The 22,720-nt window shown below is 41.3% G+C and carries 21 protein-coding genes and 2 riboswitches; of the genes, 6 read left to right on the forward strand and 15 right to left on the reverse strand.

Annotated features, from left to right (window positions below; all coding sequences use genetic code 11):
* Positions 1 to 87 precede the first annotated feature (87 nt).
* Positions 88 to 2,211, forward strand: coding sequence for an AAA family ATPase (locus ABN702_RS12250; protein ID WP_417897135.1), 2,124 nt, complete (start codon positions 88 to 90; stop codon positions 2,209 to 2,211).
* Positions 2,212 to 2,589: 378 nt separating this feature from the next.
* Here ABN702_RS12250 and ABN702_RS12255 read toward each other — a convergent pair whose 3' ends face one another.
* From ABN702_RS12255 to ABN702_RS12270, 4 genes are all read right to left on the reverse strand, one after another.
* Positions 2,590 to 3,510: a polysaccharide deacetylase family protein gene (locus ABN702_RS12255; RefSeq protein WP_417897136.1), complete on the reverse strand. Its 921-nt coding sequence runs from the start codon at positions 3,508 to 3,510 to the stop codon at positions 2,590 to 2,592.
* Positions 3,511 to 3,614: 104 nt separating this feature from the next.
* Complete coding sequence (locus ABN702_RS12260) at positions 3,615 to 5,105, reverse strand: UDP-N-acetylmuramoyl-L-alanyl-D-glutamate--2,6-diaminopimelate ligase (protein WP_417897137.1); 1,491 nt, start codon at positions 5,103 to 5,105, stop codon at positions 3,615 to 3,617.
* Positions 5,106 to 5,358: 253 nt separating this feature from the next.
* Entirely contained in the window at positions 5,359 to 7,053 is a 1,695-nt protein-coding gene (locus tag ABN702_RS12265; protein ID WP_417900892.1) for a M3 family oligoendopeptidase, read from the reverse strand.
* A gap of 122 nt (positions 7,054 to 7,175) precedes the next feature.
* Positions 7,176 to 7,628, reverse strand: coding sequence for a MarR family winged helix-turn-helix transcriptional regulator (locus ABN702_RS12270; RefSeq protein WP_417897138.1), 453 nt, complete (start codon positions 7,626 to 7,628; stop codon positions 7,176 to 7,178).
* A gap of 331 nt (positions 7,629 to 7,959) precedes the next feature.
* On the opposite strand from ABN702_RS12270, the gene ABN702_RS12275 reads away from it, so the two are divergent.
* The gene (locus tag ABN702_RS12275; RefSeq protein ID WP_417897139.1) at positions 7,960 to 8,691 is read left to right on the forward strand and encodes a ZIP family metal transporter; all 732 of its coding nucleotides are present in this window, start codon (positions 7,960 to 7,962) and stop codon (positions 8,689 to 8,691) included.
* Here ABN702_RS12275 and ABN702_RS12280 read toward each other — a convergent pair.
* Complete coding sequence (locus tag ABN702_RS12280; protein WP_417897140.1) at positions 8,679 to 8,894, reverse strand: Spo0E family sporulation regulatory protein-aspartic acid phosphatase; 216 nt, start codon at positions 8,892 to 8,894, stop codon at positions 8,679 to 8,681. The two genes, ABN702_RS12275 and ABN702_RS12280, sit on opposite strands and share 13 nt — an antisense overlap.
* Positions 8,895 to 9,166: 272 nt before the next feature.
* On the opposite strand from ABN702_RS12280, the gene ABN702_RS12285 reads away from it, so the two are divergent.
* Positions 9,167 to 9,946, forward strand: coding sequence for a divergent polysaccharide deacetylase family protein (locus ABN702_RS12285; RefSeq protein ID WP_417897141.1), 780 nt, complete (start codon positions 9,167 to 9,169; stop codon positions 9,944 to 9,946).
* Positions 9,947 to 9,994: 48 nt separating this feature from the next.
* Here ABN702_RS12285 and cbpA read toward each other — a convergent pair whose 3' ends face one another.
* The 7 genes from cbpA to ABN702_RS12320 all read right to left on the reverse strand — a co-directional run bounded on the left by cbpA (position 9,995) and on the right by ABN702_RS12320 (position 17,239).
* Positions 9,995 to 10,633 (reverse strand): cyclic di-AMP binding protein CbpA, encoded by a 639-nt coding sequence (gene cbpA / locus ABN702_RS12290; protein WP_417897142.1) that lies wholly within the window; start codon positions 10,631 to 10,633, stop codon positions 9,995 to 9,997.
* Between the two features lie 124 nt (positions 10,634 to 10,757).
* Positions 10,758 to 12,098 carry a CoA-disulfide reductase gene (locus ABN702_RS12295; protein ID WP_417897143.1) on the reverse strand — a complete coding sequence of 447 codons (1,341 nt, stop codon included), beginning with the start codon at positions 12,096 to 12,098 and terminating at the stop codon, positions 10,758 to 10,760.
* 577 nt (positions 12,099 to 12,675) lie between these two features.
* Positions 12,676 to 13,215 carry a 1,2-dihydroxy-3-keto-5-methylthiopentene dioxygenase gene (locus tag ABN702_RS12300; RefSeq protein WP_417897144.1) on the reverse strand — a complete coding sequence of 180 codons (540 nt, stop codon included), beginning with the start codon at positions 13,213 to 13,215 and terminating at the stop codon, positions 12,676 to 12,678.
* 25 nt (positions 13,216 to 13,240) lie between these two features.
* Positions 13,241 to 13,882 carry a methylthioribulose 1-phosphate dehydratase gene (locus ABN702_RS12305; RefSeq protein ID WP_417897145.1) on the reverse strand — a complete coding sequence of 214 codons (642 nt, stop codon included), beginning with the start codon at positions 13,880 to 13,882 and terminating at the stop codon, positions 13,241 to 13,243.
* Complete coding sequence (locus tag ABN702_RS12310) at positions 13,879 to 14,544, reverse strand: 2-hydroxy-3-keto-5-methylthiopentenyl-1-phosphate phosphatase (RefSeq protein WP_417897146.1); 666 nt, start codon at positions 14,542 to 14,544, stop codon at positions 13,879 to 13,881. Before ABN702_RS12310 ends, ABN702_RS12305 begins: the two co-directional genes overlap by 4 nt.
* Positions 14,541 to 15,785 carry a 2,3-diketo-5-methylthiopentyl-1-phosphate enolase gene (gene mtnW / locus ABN702_RS12315; protein WP_417897147.1) on the reverse strand — a complete coding sequence of 415 codons (1,245 nt, stop codon included), beginning with the start codon at positions 15,783 to 15,785 and terminating at the stop codon, positions 14,541 to 14,543. Before mtnW ends, ABN702_RS12310 begins: the two co-directional genes overlap by 4 nt.
* Before the next feature lie 85 nt (positions 15,786 to 15,870).
* Positions 15,871 to 15,977: riboswitch (SAM riboswitch) on the reverse strand.
* A gap of 89 nt (positions 15,978 to 16,066) precedes the next feature.
* On the reverse strand, positions 16,067 to 17,239 hold the full coding sequence (locus tag ABN702_RS12320) for a pyridoxal phosphate-dependent aminotransferase (RefSeq protein WP_417897148.1): 1,173 nt from the start codon (positions 17,237 to 17,239) through the stop codon (positions 16,067 to 16,069).
* Positions 17,240 to 17,362: 123 nt separating this feature from the next.
* Between ABN702_RS12320 and ABN702_RS12325 the strand changes: the two genes are divergently transcribed.
* Complete coding sequence (locus ABN702_RS12325) at positions 17,363 to 18,145, forward strand: carbon-nitrogen family hydrolase (RefSeq protein ID WP_417897149.1); 783 nt, start codon at positions 17,363 to 17,365, stop codon at positions 18,143 to 18,145.
* 114 nt (positions 18,146 to 18,259) lie between these two features.
* Here ABN702_RS12325 and cspD read toward each other — a convergent pair whose 3' ends face one another.
* On the reverse strand, positions 18,260 to 18,457 hold the full coding sequence (gene cspD, locus ABN702_RS12330) for a cold-shock protein CspD (RefSeq protein WP_010192350.1): 198 nt from the start codon (positions 18,455 to 18,457) through the stop codon (positions 18,260 to 18,262).
* A gap of 336 nt (positions 18,458 to 18,793) precedes the next feature.
* Positions 18,794 to 18,950: riboswitch (SAM riboswitch) on the forward strand.
* Positions 18,951 to 19,046: 96 nt separating this feature from the next.
* On the opposite strand from cspD, the gene mtnK reads away from it, so the two are divergent.
* A complete protein-coding gene (gene mtnK / locus ABN702_RS12335; protein WP_417897150.1) occupies positions 19,047 to 20,240 on the forward strand; it encodes an S-methyl-5-thioribose kinase in 1,194 nt (397 codons plus the stop codon).
* Between the two features lie 6 nt (positions 20,241 to 20,246).
* Positions 20,247 to 21,293 (forward strand): S-methyl-5-thioribose-1-phosphate isomerase, encoded by a 1,047-nt coding sequence (gene mtnA / locus ABN702_RS12340; RefSeq protein WP_417897151.1) that lies wholly within the window; start codon positions 20,247 to 20,249, stop codon positions 21,291 to 21,293.
* A 40-nt stretch (positions 21,294 to 21,333) separates the two neighbouring features.
* Here the strand turns inward: mtnA and ABN702_RS12345 are convergent, their stop codons facing one another.
* Both ABN702_RS12345 and ABN702_RS12350 read right to left on the reverse strand, forming a co-directional pair.
* Positions 21,334 to 21,912, reverse strand: coding sequence for a metalloregulator ArsR/SmtB family transcription factor (locus ABN702_RS12345; protein WP_417900893.1), 579 nt, complete (start codon positions 21,910 to 21,912; stop codon positions 21,334 to 21,336).
* Between the two features lie 300 nt (positions 21,913 to 22,212).
* Complete coding sequence (locus ABN702_RS12350) at positions 22,213 to 22,698, reverse strand: methylated-DNA--[protein]-cysteine S-methyltransferase (RefSeq protein ID WP_417897152.1); 486 nt, start codon at positions 22,696 to 22,698, stop codon at positions 22,213 to 22,215.
* Between the last annotated feature and the right edge of the window lie 22 nt (positions 22,699 to 22,720).

The raw sequence follows: 22,720 nt of genomic DNA on the forward strand, positions 1-22,720 counted from the left end.
CTTGAAAGTCAAAAAAGGTCAAAGTATACTATGGCTAAACCTAAATGGTCAAAGAAAGTCAAACAATTCTCAAGGAGGAAGCAAAGAATGATTTGTCAAAAATGCGAACAGAATCAAGCAACTATTCATGTTAAGTTCCAATTAAATTCAGAACAAAAGCAACTTGTCCTATGCTCTTCCTGCTTTGAAGAAGAAAGAGCAAAATTACAGACACCGTCTGGATTCTTTCAAGGATTTTCCGGACACTCTCCTTTTTGGGAGCAGGATCATCGACCTACTAATGAGTCAAATTTCAAAGATGCTAAAGAGTCCAAACAGGGTCGTGGAATTCTGGACAAATTAGCCAAAAATGTAACAAATCTTGCTAAAGCAGGATTGATTGACCCTGTTGTGGGAAGAGAAAAAGAAATCAAGAAAGTAATTGAAATTCTAAATAGACGAAACAAGAGCAACCCTGTACTAATCGGTGAACCTGGAGTAGGTAAAACAGCCATCGCGGAAGGACTTGCTCTTAATATTACTACCGGAGATGTCCCTGCCAAGCTTCAGAATAAAGAAATCTATCTGTTGGATGTTGCCTCACTTGTTGCCAATACTGGTATTAGAGGTCAATTCGAAGAACGGCTGAAGCAGATCATCCAGGAACTGCAGGAAAGAAAAAACGTCATCCTATTTGTGGATGAATTGCACTTAATTGTGGGAGCTGGTTCTGCGGAAGGGTCCATGGATGCAGGTAACATGTTGAAACCGGCATTGGCCAGAGGCGAGCTGCAGCTCATCGGGGCTACTACCTTGAAGGAATATCGGCAAATAGAAAAGGATGCAGCATTGGAACGACGCTTTCAACCTGTTATGGTAAAAGAGCCAACTCCTGAAAAGGCTGTTGAGATCATTAAAGGTATCCAATCCAAATACGAGGATTTCCATCAGGTTTCCTATACAGAAGAAGCGATAAATGCCTGCGTCAGCCTGTCACACCGCTATATTCAGGATCGTTTCCTACCCGATAAAGCCATTGATTTGCTTGATGAAGCAGGATCTAAGAAGAATTTAACCTTGGATGTAATGGACTTGGAGGGAATTAACTACCGACTTGCACAGATTGAAAAGGAAAAACAAAAAGCTTTGGATGAAGAGAAATACGAATACGCTGCAAAGCTGAGAGATGAAGAAGCAAAGCTTGAAAAGAGTAGAAATAGCTCCACTGCGAAAAAAATTGAAGTTACACTGAATGACATCTATGCAATCATAGAAGAAAAAACTGGCATTCCAGTTGGAAAACTTCAACAGGAAGAACAAGTAAAGCTTCGTGATCTCGAGGCAAATTTAAATAAAAAAGTGATTGGACAAAAAGATGCAGTCCAAAAGATTGCAAAAGCAATTCGCAGAAGTCGTGCAGGTCTTAAAAGAAAAGAACGACCTATTGGTTCCTTCCTTTTTGTCGGACCTACTGGGGTTGGTAAAACAGAGCTTACCAAATCACTTGCCGAAGAGCTTTTTGGTTCAAAGGATGCATTTATCCGTTTTGACATGAGTGAATACATGGAAAAGCACTCAGTATCAAAACTAATTGGATCTCCACCAGGGTATATCGGGCATGAGGAAGCTGGACAGTTGACAGAAAAGGTCCGCCGCAACCCTTACAGTATTGTACTGCTTGATGAAATGGAAAAAGCCCATCCAGATGTGCTCCAACTGTTTCTTCAGGTAATGGAGGATGGCAGGCTGACGGACAGCCAAGGAAGAACTGTCAGCTTCAAAGATACTGTGATTATCATGACAAGTAACGCAGGCGTAACAGACAAGAGAATTACAGTAGGTTTTGAGAAGCACGAAAATACAGAGCAAGGTTCTATTCTGGAATCCTTGTCGTCCTATTTCAAACCGGAATTCCTTAACAGATTTGATAATATCATTGAATTTGCAAAACTTGAAAAAGAGCATATGCGTCAGATTGTCGATATTCTGATTAATGATTTGTCAGGTATGCTGATGGAAGAGCATCAGTGTAAACTTTATTTATCGGAAGATGCAAAAGAGTGGTTGGCTGATAAAGGCTACCATCCTCAGTTTGGGGCTAGACCATTACGCCGACTTATTCAGGAACATGTAGAAGATGCCATCGCTGATGTTTTACTGGAGCTTGATTTCATCCCTACTTCTCTTCAAGTGGAGGTTGAACAGGAAGAATTGAAAGTAAATGTTAACTAATATGCGGTTTGAGGCTTGTTGGTCACCACTTTTCTAATTGGTGACCAACAAGCCTTTTTTATTAATAATTAAATAGACGAAATCCCCGGCTTTTATATTCAGGCACACGATTATGCCTTCTCTGTTTCTTTTTATTTTCACTCGTTAATCCAAATCGATTTCCTTCTTCCGAATTCTTTACCGGATCACATAAACCAGTCATCGGCATTTTTTCTTGAGCTTGATCTATTTTGATTATTGATTGGCACGCAGAAAAGTTTAAAAACAGCATTGCCGAAAATAACAGATGACAAAAACAGGCCACGATATCAACCTCCCATTGTTATCGTGACCTGCATCAAATTTTTTATGTAGATGTAACGAAACTGTAATAGTACATTACTCCAGTTCATAATCCTGTAAGTGAACAAAGCTGAATCCCTGTTCCAATAAATTCAGAACCGCTTTCTTTACTCCTTCAGCTGTCCCGCTTTCGGGGTGATTCATGTGAAGGATCACGATCGATCCGGAGGTTGCCTTAAGCATGGAATCTTCAACTTGATCGGCGGTAAAAGTCGCTCCTGCATCACCTAGAATATCAAAGTTCACTACTTCCAAACCAAGGTCCTGGGCTATTTTAACCGATACATCATCGTAAAAAGCAGTTCCCGAGCGAAAATGTTTTGGAAGCTTTCCTGTATACTCCAATATAATTTTCTGATTCCCGATAATTTCCGCTACGATTTCCTCTTTTGAAGCTGTACTTTCTATGCCCCAGGCAGAACGTAGGATAGTGGATAAAGGCCGGTGTTCTGTACCATGATTTTCTATCGTAAATAAAGAATTGTTTGCAAGCTCCATAAAAATAGCGGGCTGCGTCTCTATCCATCTGGCATTCACAAAAAGATTAGCCTTTATGTGATGCTGATTCAGGAATCCGATCAGTTCATCATCATATCCGCTGCCATTTTCTCCTCCGCATGCATCCAATGTTAATGCTATGACTTTTTCATCGGTTTTCATCCTCGTTTTTACACCTGTAACAAATTCATGGAATTCATTGGACTCACCATAATCACTATTGTTCAAAACATGGTTTTCCCTTTTTGTCAGTTCCTCCAAGGCCTCCTGCCTTTGCAGTTCTGCCTCCGTTAGTTCAGGCAATTCCTCCACTTTTGGTTCTTCTCTTTGAACAGGTTTCTCCTCTTTTACTTTTTCATCCTCTCTTACAGGTTCTTTTGTTGTGGTCACTTCTACACCACTACAGGCCACCAACAATAAGATACAGATGAAGAAAACTCCCCCAATGATTCCCCTCATTTCAACATCCCTTTTCAACAATATACTTTCAAAATATAAAAAAACTGACTGAAGCATTTTTCATGGAAAACCCATGCACTTCAGTCAGTTGATATGTGTAGAATCTATGTTGTCGGAATACTTTCTGTAAGTGGATAAGTTCTAATTGCTCTTAATGCTACTTCCCCATCGTTAAAAGGAACAGACTCGGTACCAATCAATTGGTAATTTTCATGGCCTTTACCTGCTATTAATACTACGTCGTCCTCTTTAGCAAGTTCGATGGCCCTGAAAATCGCCTCTTCACGATCACCGATACATTCAAACCTGTCATCCACTGCCCCGGCGGCCATTCCATTAATAATTTCCTCGTAAGGCTCATCCAAAGGATTATCGGTGGTGAAGATGACGTAATCTGATTTCTCCGTTGCGATCTTACCCATCTTCGGACGCTTATCTTTATCTCGATTACCGCCTGTCCCAATAATGGATATGACATTCCCTTTGGAGAACATCTTGATACTGTCGAGCACCTTCCCGATTGCATCTTCCGTATGGGCATAATCAATAATGACGGTTCGTTGATCACCTGTTTGCAACGTTTCCATCCGGCCACTAGGTGGTGTTACCTCACTTAGATGTTTAAGAATTTTCTCAAAAGGCATTCCCTTATCCCAAAGTACACAGATAACGGAGAGAATGTTATAAACGTTGAATTCACCTACAAACGGAACTTCCAGTCTGTATTCTCCAAAATCCGTATGTAAAGTGAAGGCTGTTTTATTTTCGAAAAACTCCAGATCACTCGCTCTGAAATCCGCATCATTTTTGATCCCGTATGAAATGATTCTGGCACTTGTCATACTGATATAATCATTTGAAGCTTCATCATCCATATTTAGAATTGCAGCCTTGTCTTTACGGAGATCCTGTCCGAGCTGCGAAAAGAGCAGCCCTTTGGCGTTTTTATAATTTTCCATGGTACCATGGAAATCCAAATGGTCCTGTGTTAGATTGGTAAACACTCCATTCTGGAACTCCACCCCGGCCAAACGTCCAAGCAGAAGCCCATGGGAGGATACTTCCATTACAACATCCGTCACACCTGCATCCACCATGTCCTTCAACATTCTTTGCATGGTCAGTACATCACTTGTTGTGTTCTTGCTTTCGAACTTTTCCCCATCTATATCGATTTCAATCGTACCACTAAGGCCAGTTTTATAGCCTTCATTTCTCATCACTTTATTGATGACGCTTGTCACTGTCGTTTTCCCATTCGTTCCTGTAACTCCGACAATTCTAAGCTTGGTGGAAGGGTAGTCAAAAAATGCATTCGCAAGCTGTCCCAGTGCTCTTTCCGTATCTCTCACCTTCACGTAGCAGACATCTTCATGCAGCATTTCCGGCAGATCCTCGACCACGATAACTTTCGCACCCAAATCAATTGCAGAAGATATATATCGGTGGCCGTCGACCGTATATCCTTTTATACAGACAAAAACGGAATCCACTGTTACCTGCCTGGAATCGGAAAAAATATTAGAAATGGAAATCGGGAATTCCCCATAGATTTTTTGTGTTTGCACTTTTGAAAACAAAGAATTTGTATTCATAGGGTCACTTCCTTTTCTGATACTAAATATTATTTCTAAACGAAGTCAATGCGTTTTTTTTATAGTATCTTCAATTAATTGAATATGTATTTAACCGAATATTGACAAACAAAAAATAAAATCAATATCAAAGCCATTTATACACTATATATCTACCATTCTACAAAAGTAAAGGAAAAAGGGAAAGTAGAATCTTGTCGGAAATGCCTTGATTTCGTTGGAAAAAGCTGCCGATGTATCGACAGCTTTCATATTATAAGACTTTATCATCTACCTTGTTCAGATAGTTTTCAATTTCCCCCACCACTGATTCCACACAGCCATCCTCGAATGGAGAACGAAGTTGTGCAAACTTCACCAGTTCCGTGAAGGATTTGCTTCCTCCCAATTTACACAGTTCCAAATAGGATTTCCATGCTTCCGCCGGTTTCTCTTGTGAAAGCTTCCAATACTGTAATGCACAGATTTGAGCCAATGTATAATCAATATAATAGAAAGGCGTACGATAAATATGGCCTTGTCGTTGCCAGAAACCGCCCGATTCCAAATAATCATTCCCATCATAATCTCTGTTAGGAAGATATTTCTCCTCAATTTCACGCCAAGCTTTATTTCTCTCTGCAGGAGTTACTTCAGGATTTTCATATACAAAATGCTGGAATTCATCCACAGCAACACCATAAGGAAGGAATGAAATAGCACTGCTTAAATGTGAGAATTTATATTTTTCCGTATCTTCCTTGAAGAAAAGCTCCATCCATGGCCATGTAAAGAACTCCATACTCATCGAATGGATCTCACAGGCTTCATAGGTTGGCCAATTATATTCAGGTACATCGAAATCCCGGCTCATGTATACTTGAAAAGCGTGTCCCGCTTCATGTGTCAGTACATCGATATCGCCGCTTGTACCATTGAAATTCGAGAAGATATAAGGTGTTTTGTAGGTTGGGATATAGGTACAATACCCTCCTGCTTCCTTCCCTTTTTTCGCCACTAGGTCCATCAGGTTCTTGTCGATCATGAATTGGAAGAACTCTTTTGTTTCCTTTGAAAGCTCCTCGTACATCTTGCTTCCATTCTCAATGATCCATTCAGGAGTCCCTTTCGGTGTAGCATTTCCGGTTTTGAATTTAAAGCCCTCATCGTAATACTTCAAATCCTGGACACCAATGCGCGCTTGTTGTCTTTCTTTCAGTTTTTCAGTTAATGGAACAATATATTCCTTCACCTGTTCACGGAATTTGGCTACCATATCTGCATCATAGTCCGTACGTGTCATTCTTGCATAACCAAGCTCAACAAAGTTCTTGTAACCAAGTTTTTGGGCAATCTTGGTACGGAGTTTGACCAAAGAATCAAAAATATTATCAAATTCCTCTTTATTCTCATTAAAGAAGCCGAATTTCGCTTCACTTGCCTTTTTACGCACTTCTCTATCCGTGGACTCCGTAAAAGGGTCCAACTGCGCCAACGTCAGCTCTTCCCCATTGAATGGGATCTTTGCTGATGCTATCAGCTTGGAGTACTTTGTCGTTAGCTTATTCTCCTGCTGAAGGTCTTCTATGATGGAATCATCAAATGTTTTCAATTCACAATCAGCCAATGAGAAAAGCTGAGTCCCCCATTTTTTCTCCAGCTCATTCCGAAATGGAGATTTTACAAGTGCTTTATAATATTTTGTATCCAATGCTTTTGTCAACGGCTCTATTTCGTCCAGAAAATCTTGTTCTTCCTTGTAGAATTCATCTGTCGTATCAATAGAATGGCGAATGTACACAAGATTAAAATCCGTGCTTAACTCATTTCTGATTTCATTGATTTCCTTGATGGCTTCCTCCTGCTCCTGAGCGGAATTCGCCCCCTCGAACCTTACCAACGCAGCATGATACCTGCCCTCGACCTCATCCATATTTGGCCGTGTATATGCAAACTCTTCAAATTTCATCATAAACGTCCCCTTTGCAAACAATATTCACCCTTTAATATTCTACATAAATCGGCATACTCCTGCCGGGGTCTGGCCCTTTATTTAGCGGCCCTTTATTAAAACAAAAAAACTGACTCTCGTCAGTTTTTTTCTGTATGCGCAGCAAAGTGCCCGAGTTTTTTTATTAGGTCGATTGCCTGCTCTTTTTCTTCTGTTTGGAGTCCGGCAAGCAGGTTGTGTATTTGTTGTTCATGCTGTGGGAAGATGTTTTGGAGTAGATCTTTTCCGGCGTCCGTAATTTGCGCATAGGTCACTCGGCGATCTTTTGCACATGCTTTACGGGCAAGCAAGCCTTTGCCTTCTAGTTTATCCACTACATAAGTGATACTTCCGCTTGCCAACAGGATTTTCCCACCTATTTGCTGCAACGGCTGATCGCCCTTATGATAGAGAAGCTCCAGCACTGCAAATTCAGTTGGATTCAGGTCAAAGCGTTGAATGGACTGATTGGCTTTATCCGTAATAGCTCGGTATGCTCTGGAAAGTACTATGAATAGTTTTAAAGAGACATCTAAATCGTTTCTATTTGTCATGATCTTCATTCCTTTTTCAAATATCTTGAATTAAAACCAATGTTATAGTAAACATCTTCATCCGTCAATCCAAGTTGAAAAATATGTAATCCACTCTATCTTGGTCAATTCGACAAAGTTATGTAGAAGTATGCTAAAATATGGAACAAGGGGAATGAACATTCTCCTTGTAGAATTCTCTTTCATTTACTCGATATTTGAATTTTAATATAATCAAAATTAAATTAACCCAAAAAAACGGCTAAGTGCAGTTTTATGCAGCCGTTTCTGAACAACCAAATTAAATAAAATTTACGTACTGGCATAGAAAAGCCTTGAAAGGAAAATAGTGATGAATGAAGCATTAACCGGTAGCATCCTTTCTGCCATGTCTACAGGTATAGGTGCATTACCTATTCTCTTTCTTAAAAACTCCATTTCACACAGATGGAAGGATATACTATTAGCGTTCACTGCCGGCATCATGATGGCAGCCGCCACCTTAAGCCTTATACCTGAGGCACTGAACTACGGGGGGATTCTTCCCTTATCGATCGGACTATTATTGGGTGTCTTTACCTTAACCTTACTGGAAAAATCCATTCCACATATTGACCTCGAACATAATAGAAAAGGTATCGAGTTTGACCAAAAAGCCATGCTTATCGTTGCTGCCATCACACTTCACAATATACCGGAGGGGTTGTCTGTTGGGGTTAGTTATGCGTCGGATGCAAATGATACGGGAAATTTGATAGCTTTTGCAATTGGTTTGCAAAATGCTCCTGAGGGATTTCTTGTTGCGCTTTTCCTGATGAACCAAAAAATCAATCGAGTTAAAGCATTCATTGTAGCTACATTGACCGGAGCAGTGGAAATTCCGATGGCCATAGTAGGCTTTTACCTTACTTCCATTGTCTCTACTTTGGTACCTTATGGTCTTGCTTTTGCCGCAGGTGCGATGCTTTATATCATCTATAAAGAACTCATTCCTGAGAGCCATGGCGATGGATATGAAACCACTTCCACCTACTCTTTCATCTTTGGGCTTTTATTCATGATCTGGCTGATTCAAATCTTCTGACCATTCTTTTTTGGAATGGTTTTTAATATGGACTTCTTTTGGTAGATCATTTTTTGATACTCGTAAATTAGCTTGTCTAAATCCTGGCTGCATTTAATTGTCTGATCACTGATATAACCCGTTTTATTGGCCAAAACAATCATGGAGTCCCTTTTCTCCTTTATCAGAATCAATAGGTTCTCCACATACCCTTCATACGACAATGTAATTCGCTCCTTTTATCTCTCTGCTCTCCTTTTCGAATTATTACAAAAATTTCTATTATTGTAAATAGAATCGCAATATTAGACAATCTTTTCACAAATTTTTTTCACCCTACCGCATGAATACACAGATTTTGTACAAAATGTTAGTAATGAAGCTCATTTACTAGCAAGGAAATAATAGAAAAACAAGAATTTTGTCGAATGGAACCTCACCCAACCCCTAAAACATTTATAAACCATATACAGCATCTTAGAAATGAGTGGTAAAGTTGAAAAATCTCATCGCTATTTCATCCATATTATCAGTATTTTTAGTTAGCATCGTCGTTCATGCAGAGGAGCACGATCAGCATGGCAATAGAGTAGCCATTGTAATTGATGATTTCGGAAATGACATGAAAGGTACCGAAGAAATTCTTCATCTGCCAGTCAAGTTGACCATTGCTGTGATGCCGTTTCTTTCTACAACAAAAGAGGATGCGGAGCTTGCACATGAATTGGGTCACGAGGTCATTTTACACCTTCCAATGGAACCTGTTAAAGGGAAAAGGAGCTGGCTTGGTCCCGGGGCCATCACAACGGACCTCTCCAATAAAGAAATTGCAAAACGAGTAAATGCCGCTATTGATGCCGTTCCATACGCCGTTGGAATCAATAACCACATGGGATCAAAAGCCACTGCTGATGAGCGTGTGATGCGGATTATCCTTGGTATCTGCAAAGAAAGGCACCTCTACTATCTGGACAGTAAAACCTCAAGAAAAAGTGTCGTCCCAAAAATTGCCACAGAACTTTCTGTGCCCTATTTGGAAAATGAATTGTTTTTTGATGAGGTTTACACAACCAACCATATCGTAAAGCAGACGAACCAGCTGATCAGAAAAACCGAAGTGGATGATAGTATTATTGCCATCGGTCATGTGGGCATTGCAGGAGAAAAGACAGCCAGTGTTCTGAAACAATATATTCCTGCACTCAAGAAAAAAGCGGAGCCTGTCACTTTATCGACTATCCTCATAGAAAAAGAGTTGATTACCACACCACAATAAAAAACGAGCATCTTTTCCCTATGGGAAGATGCTCGTTTTACGGTTGTATTATTTCATTACATCAATCTGATCGACATGTGTCACCCGGAACTCTTTCTCTTCCAGCTTTTTCACAATCTTATTCAGTTTATCCTCAGGCAGCTCGGCAGGCAGGTTCACGATGATCCGTCTTAAATATTTCTCCCCGTTATCCAGTGTAAGCATGCCGTCAATGTTGATGTCCTTCAGCATGGAAACCAGATCCTTGATTGCCCCTTTATGTTCAATTGTGGCAATGGTCAAGGTGTAGCCTCCCGTTTTCATTCCAAATGAATCAGCAAGTACATCCATGACGTTTGCATGAGTCAGAATCCCGAGAAATTCATTTTCCTCGTTCAGGACTGCAATGAATGGCAGTCGCTTGATTGTGAAAAACGCTTGGAAAAATGAGTCCTCCTCAAAAATGAATGCATCTTTATTTTGGATAAGGGACTCCACAGAATCGTTTTCCGATCCTTTCCCCTCGTATAGGTAATCCAGTAAATGCACTTTATAGACAAGCCCTACAAAGCTTCTCCCATTATCCTCCAGGATGGGAATGCAACGGTAACCTGTCTCTTTGATTTTCTCATACGCGTCCTTCACCGTATAGTTCGGCTCACAATACTGTACATCTTGCTTAGGCACAAAATTATAACGTACTTTCATTCCCTCACTCCTCCAAAACACTTCTATTTATGTAGATAAAACTACCTTTTACATTAGCATATTCGCCTACAAAGGTAAAGAAAATTCATAATATTAACACTTTTAAACCTTATTAATTTTTCTCTTATTTTGCTGCATTTGCTGCAACCTGAACCGCATCCCAAACTGTTGCATATGGTGGTGCGTAACTTAAGTCCAGCATACCAATCTGTTCTGTCGTCAATCCACATGTAATGGCTGTGGCATAGATATCTATCCGCTTTGCTGCACTTTCATCCTGACCAAGTATTTGTGCGCCAAGCAGTTTCTTTGACTCTTTTTCATAGACAAGCTTGATGTGAAAAGGCTTCGCATCAGGATAATAGGAAGCATGGCTGTTCGTTTCAATTTTTACTGTTTTGAAATTTACATTCTCCTGTTTAGCGGATTTTTCGGTCAATCCAGTCATCGCAGCTGTCCAATCCATTATTTTCACTACGTTCGTGCCAAGTATTCCCTGAAAGGAATTCGAGATTCCAGCCATGTTATCCGCTGCGACTCTTCCATGTTTATTGGCCGTAGTTCCTAAAGCAATATTAACAGGCTTTTGCAAAAGAAGATGGTTGCTTGTCGCACAGTCCCCTGCAGCATAGATGGCAGGAATGCTGGTTTGCTGCTGTTTATCGACAATTATGGCACCATTATCTAGCATATTCAGTCCAATACCTTTGACAAACTCCGTGTTAGGTTTATTGCCGATGTTCACGATAACTGCATCCACATCATACTTCCCTTTATCTGTGCTTACGCTGGTAACCTTCCCTTCCACAACGTGAAGCTCCTTGACTTCTTCGCCAGTCAGGATTTTCACTCTGTCTTTTAGGGAATCCTCCAAGATTTCAGCCATATCCTGATCATAGTTAGGAAGAATATGTGGCTGCAATTCGATGACCATTACTTCCTTTTGTAATTCCATCATCGTTTCAACCAGTTCCATCCCTATATATCCTCCACCGATTATCGCAACCCTCTTCACATTTTGCCTTTCCTGAAAGTATTTTCTCATGACCATTCCATCGTTAAGGGTTTTTAACGTGAAGACATTCCCTGCATCCTTTGGTATGAAAGGAGGAACAATTGGTTTTGAACCGGTAGCTATCAGTAGTTTATCATAGTTCACTTCCATCGTTTCGCCGGATTGGAGATTTTGGACAAGCACTACGCTTCGCTCTGGCACCACTTTTTTGACTTCATGCTGAATATGTACCTGGATATTCCGTTTCTCGAAATCCTCCACAGTCCTCGCCAAAAGGTCTTCGTGCGACTCTGTCACTCCAGATATGTAGTAGGGTAAACCGCAGGCACCATATGAAATATGTTCATCCTTTTCAAAAACGGTTATTTTTACATCTTCCTTTAGTCTTCTAAGCTTGGAAGCCGCACTCATGCCACCCGCTATTCCACCAATTATCACTATATGCTCCATCAAATAACCTCCTATTTGCAACAGTTCACCACTTCCCATTATATTCCCTCTTTATGGGGTGATTACTCATAAAAATCACTATTTATATTGATTACTACGTTGAATTTTGTCCGTGGATTTCCGCTGCAGTCGCTTGCTTTCCGCGGGGAGGTATGGGAGCCTCCTCGGCTTTGCCTGTGGGGTCTCCCATTACCTCTATCTCCCGCAGGAGTCAAGCGCCTTCCGCTACAATCCCCTCACGGTTTTATCTTAATTTGCTTTAGTAGCAATAACCTCTTAGAAATAAACCACAAGCTGAGGTGTTATGAATGATTTCCAGGTTCTCCCCTGTTGATTGTAGTGCAAGGCATGAGACTCCTGCGGGAGCAGCGTGTCAAGGGAGACCCCGCAGGCGCAATAGCGCCGAGGAGGCTCCCGAGGCCGCCCGCGGAAAGCGAATGCCTGGAACGGAAATCAACAGGGCGTTTATTGTGGATACTTAATTTCAGTGTAGACTTGTAAATACAATATTCTTTTCAAAAAGGCTAAAAAAAAGACATTTGAGTGAAAATCATTTCACTCAAATGCCTCTGTCCACTTAGTTATTTATCTGTTCTGTCTGGCTCTCATAAATCGGAACCCAACCCTCAGTCGTAACGAAAATCCGTATGGCTACGACCTTTCTGTCCTCCATGAGGGTAAAATAATGACGGACATTTGGCGGTACGCTTATCAGGTCTCCAGGCTCAAGTTCCACGTCGAAAAAGTTGCCATCTTTGCCTTGAATGACAAAGATCCCATGCCCGCTCACAATATAGCGGACCTCATCATCAGTGTGATGGTGCTCCTTATTGAAATTCTGCAAAAGCTGTTCCAAGTTAGGAGTGGTATCGGATAAGGAGATGACATCCTGTGCTCTGTATCCGCGTCGTGCCGAAATGTCCGCAATTTCACTCTGATAGACAGCTAGGATTTCCTCTTTATTTTCGTCTGTCAGTGCAAAATTCTCCTGAAGATGTACAGGAAGCTTGGAAGTATCCCATTTTTCATAAATAACTTCATTTTCAGTCAAAAAGGATTCCACTTCTTCTTTTACTTTGATTCTTTCGTTTGTTTGATGAATTCTGATTTCAGCCATTCTTTTTCCTCCTCAAGGTTTATTTTTATTGGACCTGCAAGCTTCCTCTAATACTGTTTTTCACGCTTAAAAGCTTTAAGTGATAGGAAAACAGGAATTCCCATGCTTCCAGGTGTTTTTTCGCTTCAAATGCAGTTTTTCCCCAGACTGTAATTCCGTGATTTTGGATCAGCACAGCACCACTGTCTTCATGGATATGCTTTGAAAACTCCCTCGCAAGTTTTGGAATATCAGCATGATTTTTAATAATTGGAATGCTGACAGAGGCACCTTCTTCCCAAATCCCCAAGGCTTTTATAATTTCCTGGCCTGTAAAGACTATCTCCTTCTGCTCGGCATATAATTCCGAAATGACATTATTGTCGACCGTATGGACATGAAGGGAGCAACCGGCATTTGACTTGCCGTACACTTCCACATGAAGCAGTGTTTCCGCGGAAGGCAACAGAATGGTCTCTTCCACCGCTTCCCCTGCATAGTTTACTAGCAGAAAATCTTCCGGTGTTCTTTTCCGCTTATCCTTTCCGCTTGCTGAAACAAAAAAAGTCAAAGGGTCATCTGTTACTTTGATGGAAAGATTTCCACTTGTTCCAAAAAACCAATCACGGCCAGCCAGCTCCTCCTTCACATCTGCAAGCTCATTCCACCTAGTGATTTGACTACTCATGATGGCACCTCCTGCTTATTCAGTATCTTTATCACATCGAAGAAGTCTTCAAATGCTTCATAGTTAATGGATTGCTCATCGCATTTTTCAATCAAAAAATCCCTGGCTATTACCTGATCCGCCATTTTCGCCGCCTGCAGGTCTGTAATGGAATCACCAATCACTATTTTATAAGTGTCCTTGTCTGCAAGTTTACGAATAACAGATGGTTTGCAGCACCCGCATTCGTTTTGGCATTCCTCATCACAAGAATGCGGCCAGTGAATCCTGATGCTCTCTTCTGAAAAGTCAGACTCATTGCAGTAGATTTGGCCCCGGGGCACAATTCCACGCAACAAGGGCTCTACAAAAAAGTCTATTCCTCCAGACACAATATAAAGTGGAATCTGCTGGTTCCTCGCGTATTCGACAAATTCATGAAATCCTTTTCTGATCGCGGCATGCTCTAAAATGTACGTGCTGATTTCTTCCACTTGGTTTGAGGGAAGCAGGGAAAACATTTTCCCTACTCCTTCTCGAATGGATATCTCCTGCGAAAGTACTTTATCCTTTAAATCATTCCACTCTGGTGGGGCATATTTCTTCATAATGGCAATGATGTTGTCACTGTCTGTCACCGTTCCATCAAAATCACAAAATATCATAGGCTGACCTGAACTCATTTTGCCACCTCCAAACTGCCCCATTGTTCAATTGCGAGTTTTAGTTCCGGGTTCGTTTCAGCCTGTTCGCTCAAGTTTTTTCCAACCAGCACTCCATCAACCGCCTGTCTGAAAGCCGCACCACCGCCAATGGCGCCCAATGCATGTCCATGAATCCCACCACCTGCATTGATTACAGAATCCTTACCGAAATCATGGTAGAGCTGCGGTACAAGACCTGGATGAATTCCAGCTGATGGAACAGGCAGGGCAGCTTTCATTCCTTCTTCTACTTTTGTTAAGCTCTCTCTAATTCCAAGTGCTTCCTTCTTTGGCAATGCAACACTGCCATAGGGGGAAGGAAACAGGGAAAAATCGGCTCCGGCGTACCGGACAAGTTTTCCAAGAAGAAGTTCGTTGGAAATCCCATAAAACTCTGATGGAGTACTTGCTCCACTTACTGCAGGGTGTGCCATGATCGGTATCTGAATGTTTTCATCCTCAGCAAGCCCTTGCATTACATCCAACCCATATGCAAAGACATTAAATAATAGAATGTCAGCTCCAAGCTCGACAGCCCGCTTCGCTTTTTCCTTCAAGTCAGACGTTCGGCCGGTGAGATTTACAGCATAGAAGGCGCGATGCCCTGTATCCTCGTATACTTCCTCCAAAACTTTTTTGCCGACTGCAATTCTCTTTTCAAATGGAGTAAGTGGATTCTCGAAAAGGATTTCATCATCCTTAATAAAATCGACTCCCCCAAGTGCCTGTTCCCGAAGCTGATTTCCAAGGAATGTGAGGTCCCTGCCAATTACACCTTTAAAAATGCTCATGACATATGGACGATCGGTGACACCTGTCAGTTCCCTGATCCCCTCCACACCGAATTTTGGTCCAGGGAATAGGCTTTTCAGTTCACTAGAAAACTCCAAATCTAACAGTTTGATTTCACCATCCAAGGAGAGCTTCCCGAACACGGTCGTTAAAATGGCAGGTAGATCATTGCTGAAGTTTAAGCTTGGGTAACCAATTTGGATGATCCCTCTTGTAATGGCGGTTCCAAAATAACTGTTCACCCTCACGCATGGTTCAAGTTCCTGGACATGCACCACCCTGCCCTTATGTTTTTTCAGCTGTTCCTGTTCCAATAGCGGCAAATCGGTCCAAGAACCAACGGTCAAACCAAGGGCAATACCCTCCGCTTTTTTTTCCAAGTTCCCTTTTCTGTCATGTACCAGGTATGCGGCTATAATTTCACTCATATCTATCATCCTTTCAAAAACACTTGAAATGGTATGTAAACGTAAAAAACCTCTTCGACAAGAAGAGGTTAGGAATCCTAACATCCTCTTATCTCCCAGCATAAAAGCTGCAAGATTTAGCACCGTGCTTATGTACATAAGTCGGTTGCCGGGTATCATCGGGCTAGTCCCTCCACCTGCTCTTGATAAGAAAACGCAATATATATAATATTTTTAAGTTTAAAATAAAGGAAATCTAACAGGAATTATGACATCCTTCCGTGCAGATGTCAATAAAGTTTTCAGAAAATATTCAGTTTTTGAATCCTTTGCACTGCTTCTTTCAGACGTTCTGTACTTGTCAGGAGCCCTACACGCACATATCCTTCACCATAGGAACCGAATCCAATACCTGGTGCTACGACCACATGAGCTTCACCTAGCAGTTTATCGGCAAATTCAGTGGATGTGAAACCTTTTGGAACCTTTAACCAAGCAAAGAAAGAACCTTGTGGCGCAGCTACTTCCCATCCTATTTCCCGCAGCCCTGTAATGAGGACATCCCTTCTTTCAGCATAAAGATCCACCAGCTCTTCCACACATTTCTGCGATTCCAGCAGTGCAGTTGTAGCAGCTTCCTGTACCGCCCCAAAGATGCTTACATACATATGATCCTGCAGTAAGTTGATCGCCTCGATGACAGTTGGGTTGCCGACAGCAAATCCAACACGCCACCCTGCCATGTTATAGGTCTTGGATAGGGTATAAATCTCAATTCCCACTTCTTTCGCTCCCGGAGTCTGCAGAAAGCTTAACGGCCTTTTCCCTTCAAATCCGATGGCTCCATATGCGAAATCATGTACAACACAAATATCATGCTTATCCGCCAGGTCTACCGTCTCCTCGAAAAATTTTGATGTGGCAACTGCACCAGTGGGATTATTGGGATAGTTCAAAAACATCAGCTTCGCTTTATCCAAAACACTTTCATCTATGTCTTCATAATTTGGTAAAAAATGATATACTTCTTCTAACGGCATATATTCCATTTTTGCTTTTGCAAGGGCAACCCCTGACCAGTAATCAGGATAACCGGGATCTGGTACAAGCACAGTATCACCCTCATTCAATAAGCATTGCGGAATTTCAACAAGACCTGCTTTGCCGCCAAATAGTACCGCCACTTCCGTTTTCGGGTCGAGCGTTACGTTATATTCTCTTTTATAAAATTCAGCTATCGCCTCTTTAAAAAAGTCGTTGCCCCTGAATGGTGAATATTTATGATGAATGGGATTATCTACAGCTTTTTGCAAGGAACGTACAACATGTTCCGGTGTAGGCTGATCCGGGTTACCTTGTCCAAGATTGATGACATCATGCCCCTCGGCCACCACCCTTCCCACCTTTTGCACCAGGGAGGCAAAAAATTGAGTCGGCAGCTGATCTAATAGTTCAGATTTTTGGAAATGTTTCATTTGCTCACCTACTTAAAAAATTCTTGAAATCCTAGTCACAAATCATATAATGTTAAAAACGACTTGTAAAGAAATTTTTCAAAAAATAAAAAATAATTTGTTCTCAAAAAGGGGGTCCACCACATGAAATGGAAGATTGCATGCATTCAGTTTGATATCGCCTTCGGAAATCCCGAAGCCAATATAGAGAAAGTGTGTGAGCTAGTAAAAGAAGCAGGAAAAGATAACCCGGACATTATCGTCCTACCTGAGCTCTGGTCTACAGGCTATGATCTTGGTAGACTCGATAAAATTGCAGACTCGGGAGGATTTGTAACGACCAAATTCCTGAAATCACTCGCAAAGGAACAGAATGCCCATATTGTCGGGGGGTCAATTGCTAAAAAGACCAACCGTGGAATCTACAATACGATGCTTACAGTTAATAAAGACGGGGAGGTTGCAGGGGAATACAGCAAATTGCATCTGTTTCGTCTAATGGATGAACACCATTTCCTGCAGCCAGGAAAAACAGATGGAATGTTTAAGCTTGATGGGGAAGACTGCGCAGGCTTCATCTGTTACGATATCAGGTTTCCCGAGTGGATTCGCGCACATACCACGAAAAATGCCAAAGCCATTTTCGTTGTGGCGGAGTGGCCATTAGCAAGAGTCGCGCATTGGAGGACTTTATTGATTGCAAGAGCAATTGAAAACCAATGCTATGTAATTGCCTGCAACCGATCCGGCTCCGACCCTAAGAACGAGTTCGCCGGACATTCCATGATTATCGATCCATGGGGAGAGATCCTTGCTGAAGCAGGCGAAGGAGCAGATACCATTTCAGCCACAATCGATCTGGCCAAGGTCGATGAGGTAAGAAAGCAAATTCCTATCTTTGAGGATAGAAGACCGCAATACTATTAAAATATTGATTCACGGCTCCACCTTTTTTGTTGAGGGTGGAGTTTTTTTCTACCTGTAAAAACCCAAAACAAAAAGGACCCCAACAAATTGGGATCCTTTTCTATTTGGCTAGCATTATTTTGTAACGTTAGCAGCTTGAGGTCCACGAGCACCTTCAACGATTTCGAAAGAAACTTCTTGACCTTCTTCTAAAGTTTTGAAGCCTTCGCCTTGGATAGCGGAGAAGTGTACGAATACATCGTCTTGACCTTCAACTTCGATAAAACCGAAACCTTTTTCTGCATTGAACCATTTTACTTTACCTTGTAACATGTTTGTTCCTCCTTGTGGTTTACCCACGTAAATAATATTACTATTCTTGCTCTACATTCCACTTCAAGACGAAAACTTGTTTCTGACTTTGCATCATGACGAACAAAAATAATAGTTTAATAATAACAGGTGAGAAATTATTTTTCAAGGTTTTATCCATACTATTCTAGTTGTTAGACCTCTGCTTTCTTAACTGTTTTGCACGCCCCCCACAAAAGGGAATCAAAAGCTTTATCAAAAAAAGTTATTGACAATCCTCTTTTGTGCTTGGTATTATTTTCAACAAGTGATAATTTTCCAACAATTCAATACATTCGTGAGATATATTTTCACGATCTCTTATCAAGAGCAGGTGGAGGGATTTGGCCCGATGAAACCCAGCAACCGACTGTAATACTGTCGCGAGACGGGGCGTTAACTATTAACGCCGGAACCTTGTGTTCCATAAGGCACGGTGCTAATTCCAGCAGAAATCATTTCTGGCAGATAAGAGGGGAGAAGAACAAATCTTCAAGCCTCTTTCTTATGGAAAGGGGCTTTTATTTTTCATTGCCCCTCCTTTGACACTTTTAAAAATGGAGGAATAAACATGACAATTGCACTAAAAGAAGGCTATCAGCCGTTAACGGAAGCTACAGCCATTCAATTAATAAAGGAATTGGGATACTTCCATGCCCACGATCAACTTCGATGCAGGGAAATCGGAGACGGAAATCTAAACCTCGTTTTTCACATCCAGAATGAGAACGATAAAGCACTCATCATCAAACAGGCTCTGCCGTATGCCAAGGTTGTGGGAGAAAGCTGGCCTTTGACCTTGCATCGTGCAACCATCGAGGGGAACTATCTTAAAAACGCAATTCCATTGGTTCCAGAGCTTGTTCCGCAACTTCACCATACTGATGAAGTCAAAGCGTTAACCATCATGGAGGATCTTTCCCATTTGGACATTGTGAGAACCGGTTTCATAGCCGGGAAATCTTACCCGAACCTATCACGCCATATCGGTGAATACTTGGCAAAAACATTATTTTTCACTTCCGATTTCGGTTGTAATCAACAAGTCAAAAAAGGATTGCAGCAAGCTTTCAGCAATCCTGAGCTCTGCAAAATAACTGAGGATCTTGTTTTCAGCGACCCTTTCCATGAGAGCGACACCAATGATTTTGAACCTGAACTTAAAGGAACGGTTGAAAGACTATGGCAGGATGATTCACTGAAACTCGAAGTTGCTAAGCTGAAGTATAAGTTCTTGACGCATGGAGAAGCCCTGCTTCATGGGGATCTACATACAGGCAGTATTTTTGCCAATGAAACAGACACCAAAGTGATTGATCCCGAGTTCGCCTTCTTCGGACCAATCGGATTTGATATCGGTCAATTTTTTGCAAATCTTTTATTCCAGGCCATTACCCGTACTGAAGAAAATAGGGACATCATCCTATCCCATCTTCATCAGGTTTGGAAAACTTTCGAGGAGACCTTTACCACACTTTGGCACACCTCAAGCGTAGAAACTTTCACCAGAACAAAAGGGTATCTCGAGTATGTTCTCAAGGAATATTTCAAAGATTCCATAGGCTTTGCCGGATGTGAACTGATCCGACGCACAATCGGTTTGGCACATGTAGCGGACTTGGATGGAATCGAGGATTCATCAAGAAGATTGGCTAGTAAAAAGATTGCTATCGAACTCGGGCGTCAACTTATATTGCAGCAATCAAACATTACTAGCACAAAAGATATGGAGCGTTTATTTGAGAAAGTAAAAAGAGGAGAATGAAACAACATGACTACCCTGACAAACATACCACTTTCTGTAGAATGGAAAGATACCCACATCCGATTACTCGATCAGCAAAAATTGCCGCATGAAACTGTTTTTCTAGAACTATGCACCCTACAGGATGTATTTGATGCTATTCTTACATTAAAAGTTCGGGGAGCCCCTGCCATTGGCATTACGGCAGCCTACGGACTTGCCCTATCCGCTCAAGGATACGAGTCTTCAAGTATCACTGATTTTCAGGTTAGGCTAAAAAGGGACAGTGATTACCTGGCTAGTTCGAGACCAACTGCAGTCAATCTGTTCTGGGCTTTGGAGCGCCTGCTATCCGCTTTTGCAACTGCTTCTTCTGTGAATGAAGCAAAAACGATTCTTATCCATGAAGCTATCAATATCCAAATGGAAGATGAAGCAACATGCAGGGAAATCGGAGAGCATGCGCTAAGCCTATTCGATAAAGGTGATAAAGTACTGACGATATGTAACGCAGGATCCATTGCAACCGCAAGATATGGAACAGCCCTTTCCCCTTTCTATCTGGCAAAAGAAAGGAACTTTCCGTTAAGTGTCTATGCATGCGAAACACGTCCGGTTCTGCAAGGTGCGAGGCTTACGGCATGGGAGCTTCAACAGGCAGGTGTGGATGTCACACTTATTACGGATAATATGGCTGCACACACCATCCAATCAAAGGGGATCAACGCGATTATAGTTGGTGCTGACAGAATTACTGCAAACGGTGATACCGCTAATAAAATTGGGACATTCGGACTTGCAATATTGGCAAATGCATTGAACATTCCTTTTTATGTTGCAGCCCCACTATCCACTTTTGACCTGTCGAAAGAAACGGGAAGAGAAATCATCATTGAAGAGAGAGGTTCAGAAGAAGTGACTTATATTGGAGGGCAGTTGGTGGCTCCTAAGGGGATTTCCGTCTTCAACCCCGCATTTGATGTCACTCCAAATGAATATATTACTGCCATCATTACCGAAAAAGGCATCATAAAAGGAGATTATCGTTCAAAAATAAAAGAGTTGTTCATCTGAAATATAAAGGACATAGCGCAAATTTTATGCGCCATGTCCTTTACTTTGCCCACATCTCTTTCGGATTCAATTCATAGATTCCATTTTCCCGATACATATAATGGTTGATGATGAATTCCCTTCTGATTGTTGCGTAATCTTCATGGAATTGCTTGATGTGTTCGTTTATCTCTTTTTCCGTATATTTTTTTCCTATTTCCAGATCCTTGATGATATGCTCGAAAATGATCAACTTCTTCTTTCTCTGTGCCGGAATCGTCTTCAGCAAACCGCTCGGCAATAAGAAATTTTGTAGTATTTGAGTCTTTTCTTTATCCTTCTCCATGTTCTCCACCTCACTTCTCCCCCTGTTCAGTACATGAAACAGCCCTTCCGAATGCTGTTTCAAGGATTTTTCATTCAGAAAATAAAAAATGGTATTCTTTTCTCTTCGTTCATAAACGGCACTTACTTCCTTCAGTTTTGCAATGTGATGGGAAATGGTCGGTGCTTTGACTCCCAACCTTTCTGCCAGCACTTGTCCGCTTAACGGCTGCTCGGCAGCCAGCAATACCAGAAGTTTAATCCTTGTCTGATCTCCCATCGCCTTATGAAAACTGACCAACTTATTTAACTGCAGAGGAAACACCCTTTCAGTTTGATATGCATCTAATTAGATGATAATCAAATTGAGTGCGTTTTTCAACCTTTTTTTGTCATATTCTTTAGTATTAATTCTTTTTCCTGTTCACTGATTATTTGAAGTTTAGATAATACATTTGTATAAAAGGCTATTTTGTTTGTTTTACCCATCTTTCTTCCACTTCCTTTTTTTTGCACTGACGCAACTTTTTTAGTGTTAGTAAATTATATGATTTTTTCGCAAAATTGATACAGGTTATATAAAAGATTGTACAAAAAAATACGATAGGGGTTTCCCCTATCGTACACCCTCTAACTTTAATAGCTGTTCTTTCATTCCTATTTTATCACCGGCATAGCCGACTAGCGCCTGATTCTTCCCTATCACCCGATGGCATGGAATGATGATTGGCAAAGAATTTCTCCTGTTTGCCTGCCCAACTGCTCTTACAGCCAATGGGCGATTGATTTCTACTGCAATTTCCTGATAGCTTTTTACTGTTCCATATGGTATATCACACAGAGCATTCCATACTTCCATCTGAAATGGTGTACCATGCATATTCATCGGAATGCTGAATTCCATTCTCTCTCCATTAAAGTACTCGGTTAATTGCTCTTCCACCATTGCACACATAGCATAATCTGAATCTTCATCTATTGTCACAGAATGATATTTATCAAATAGCTCCTTTTCGTCAAACAGGATGGAAACTAGACTTTTATCATCACAAACTATGAATAATGGGCCAATCGGGGAATTCATCTTTTTAAAGGTATACATGAAAATCTCCATTTCCTATTAT

It is taken from the genome of Bacillus haimaensis, assembly GCF_048270625.1.
GTDB lineage: Bacteria > Bacillota > Bacilli > Bacillales > Bacillaceae_I > Sutcliffiella_A > Sutcliffiella_A haimaensis.

What these genes read in the sequence shown, in the direction of transcription:
- ABN702_RS12250 (WP_417897135.1), top strand. Translation starts at nt 88, where the DNA reads ATGATTTGTCAAAAATGCGAACAGAATCAAGCAACTATTCATGTTAAG.
- ABN702_RS12255 (WP_417897136.1), bottom strand. Translation starts at nt 3,510, where the DNA reads ATGAGGGGAATCATTGGGGGAGTTTTCTTCATCTGTATCTTATTGTTG.
- ABN702_RS12260 (WP_417897137.1), bottom strand. Translation starts at nt 5,105, where the DNA reads ATGAATACAAATTCTTTGTTTTCAAAAGTGCAAACACAAAAAATCTAT.
- ABN702_RS12265 (WP_417900892.1), bottom strand. Translation starts at nt 7,053, where the DNA reads ATGAAATTTGAAGAGTTTGCATATACACGGCCAAATATGGATGAGGTC.
- ABN702_RS12270 (WP_417897138.1), bottom strand. Translation starts at nt 7,628, where the DNA reads ATGACAAATAGAAACGATTTAGATGTCTCTTTAAAACTATTCATAGTA.
- ABN702_RS12275 (WP_417897139.1), top strand. Translation starts at nt 7,960, where the DNA reads ATGAATGAAGCATTAACCGGTAGCATCCTTTCTGCCATGTCTACAGGT.
- cbpA (WP_417897142.1), bottom strand. Translation starts at nt 10,633, where the DNA reads ATGAAAGTACGTTATAATTTTGTGCCTAAGCAAGATGTACAGTATTGT.
- ABN702_RS12295 (WP_417897143.1), bottom strand. Translation starts at nt 12,098, where the DNA reads ATGGAGCATATAGTGATAATTGGTGGAATAGCGGGTGGCATGAGTGCG.
- ABN702_RS12300 (WP_417897144.1), bottom strand. Translation starts at nt 13,215, where the DNA reads ATGGCTGAAATCAGAATTCATCAAACAAACGAAAGAATCAAAGTAAAA.
- ABN702_RS12305 (WP_417897145.1), bottom strand. Translation starts at nt 13,882, where the DNA reads ATGAGTAGTCAAATCACTAGGTGGAATGAGCTTGCAGATGTGAAGGAG.
- ABN702_RS12310 (WP_417897146.1), bottom strand. Translation starts at nt 14,544, where the DNA reads ATGAGTTCAGGTCAGCCTATGATATTTTGTGATTTTGATGGAACGGTG.
- mtnW (WP_417897147.1), bottom strand. Translation starts at nt 15,785, where the DNA reads ATGAGTGAAATTATAGCCGCATACCTGGTACATGACAGAAAAGGGAAC.
- ABN702_RS12320 (WP_417897148.1), bottom strand. Translation starts at nt 17,239, where the DNA reads ATGAAACATTTCCAAAAATCTGAACTATTAGATCAGCTGCCGACTCAA.
- ABN702_RS12325 (WP_417897149.1), top strand. Translation starts at nt 17,363, where the DNA reads ATGAAATGGAAGATTGCATGCATTCAGTTTGATATCGCCTTCGGAAAT.
- cspD (WP_010192350.1), bottom strand. Translation starts at nt 18,457, where the DNA reads ATGTTACAAGGTAAAGTAAAATGGTTCAATGCAGAAAAAGGTTTCGGT.
- mtnK (WP_417897150.1), top strand. Translation starts at nt 19,047, where the DNA reads ATGACAATTGCACTAAAAGAAGGCTATCAGCCGTTAACGGAAGCTACA.
- mtnA (WP_417897151.1), top strand. Translation starts at nt 20,247, where the DNA reads ATGACTACCCTGACAAACATACCACTTTCTGTAGAATGGAAAGATACC.
- ABN702_RS12350 (WP_417897152.1), bottom strand. Translation starts at nt 22,698, where the DNA reads ATGTATACCTTTAAAAAGATGAATTCCCCGATTGGCCCATTATTCATA.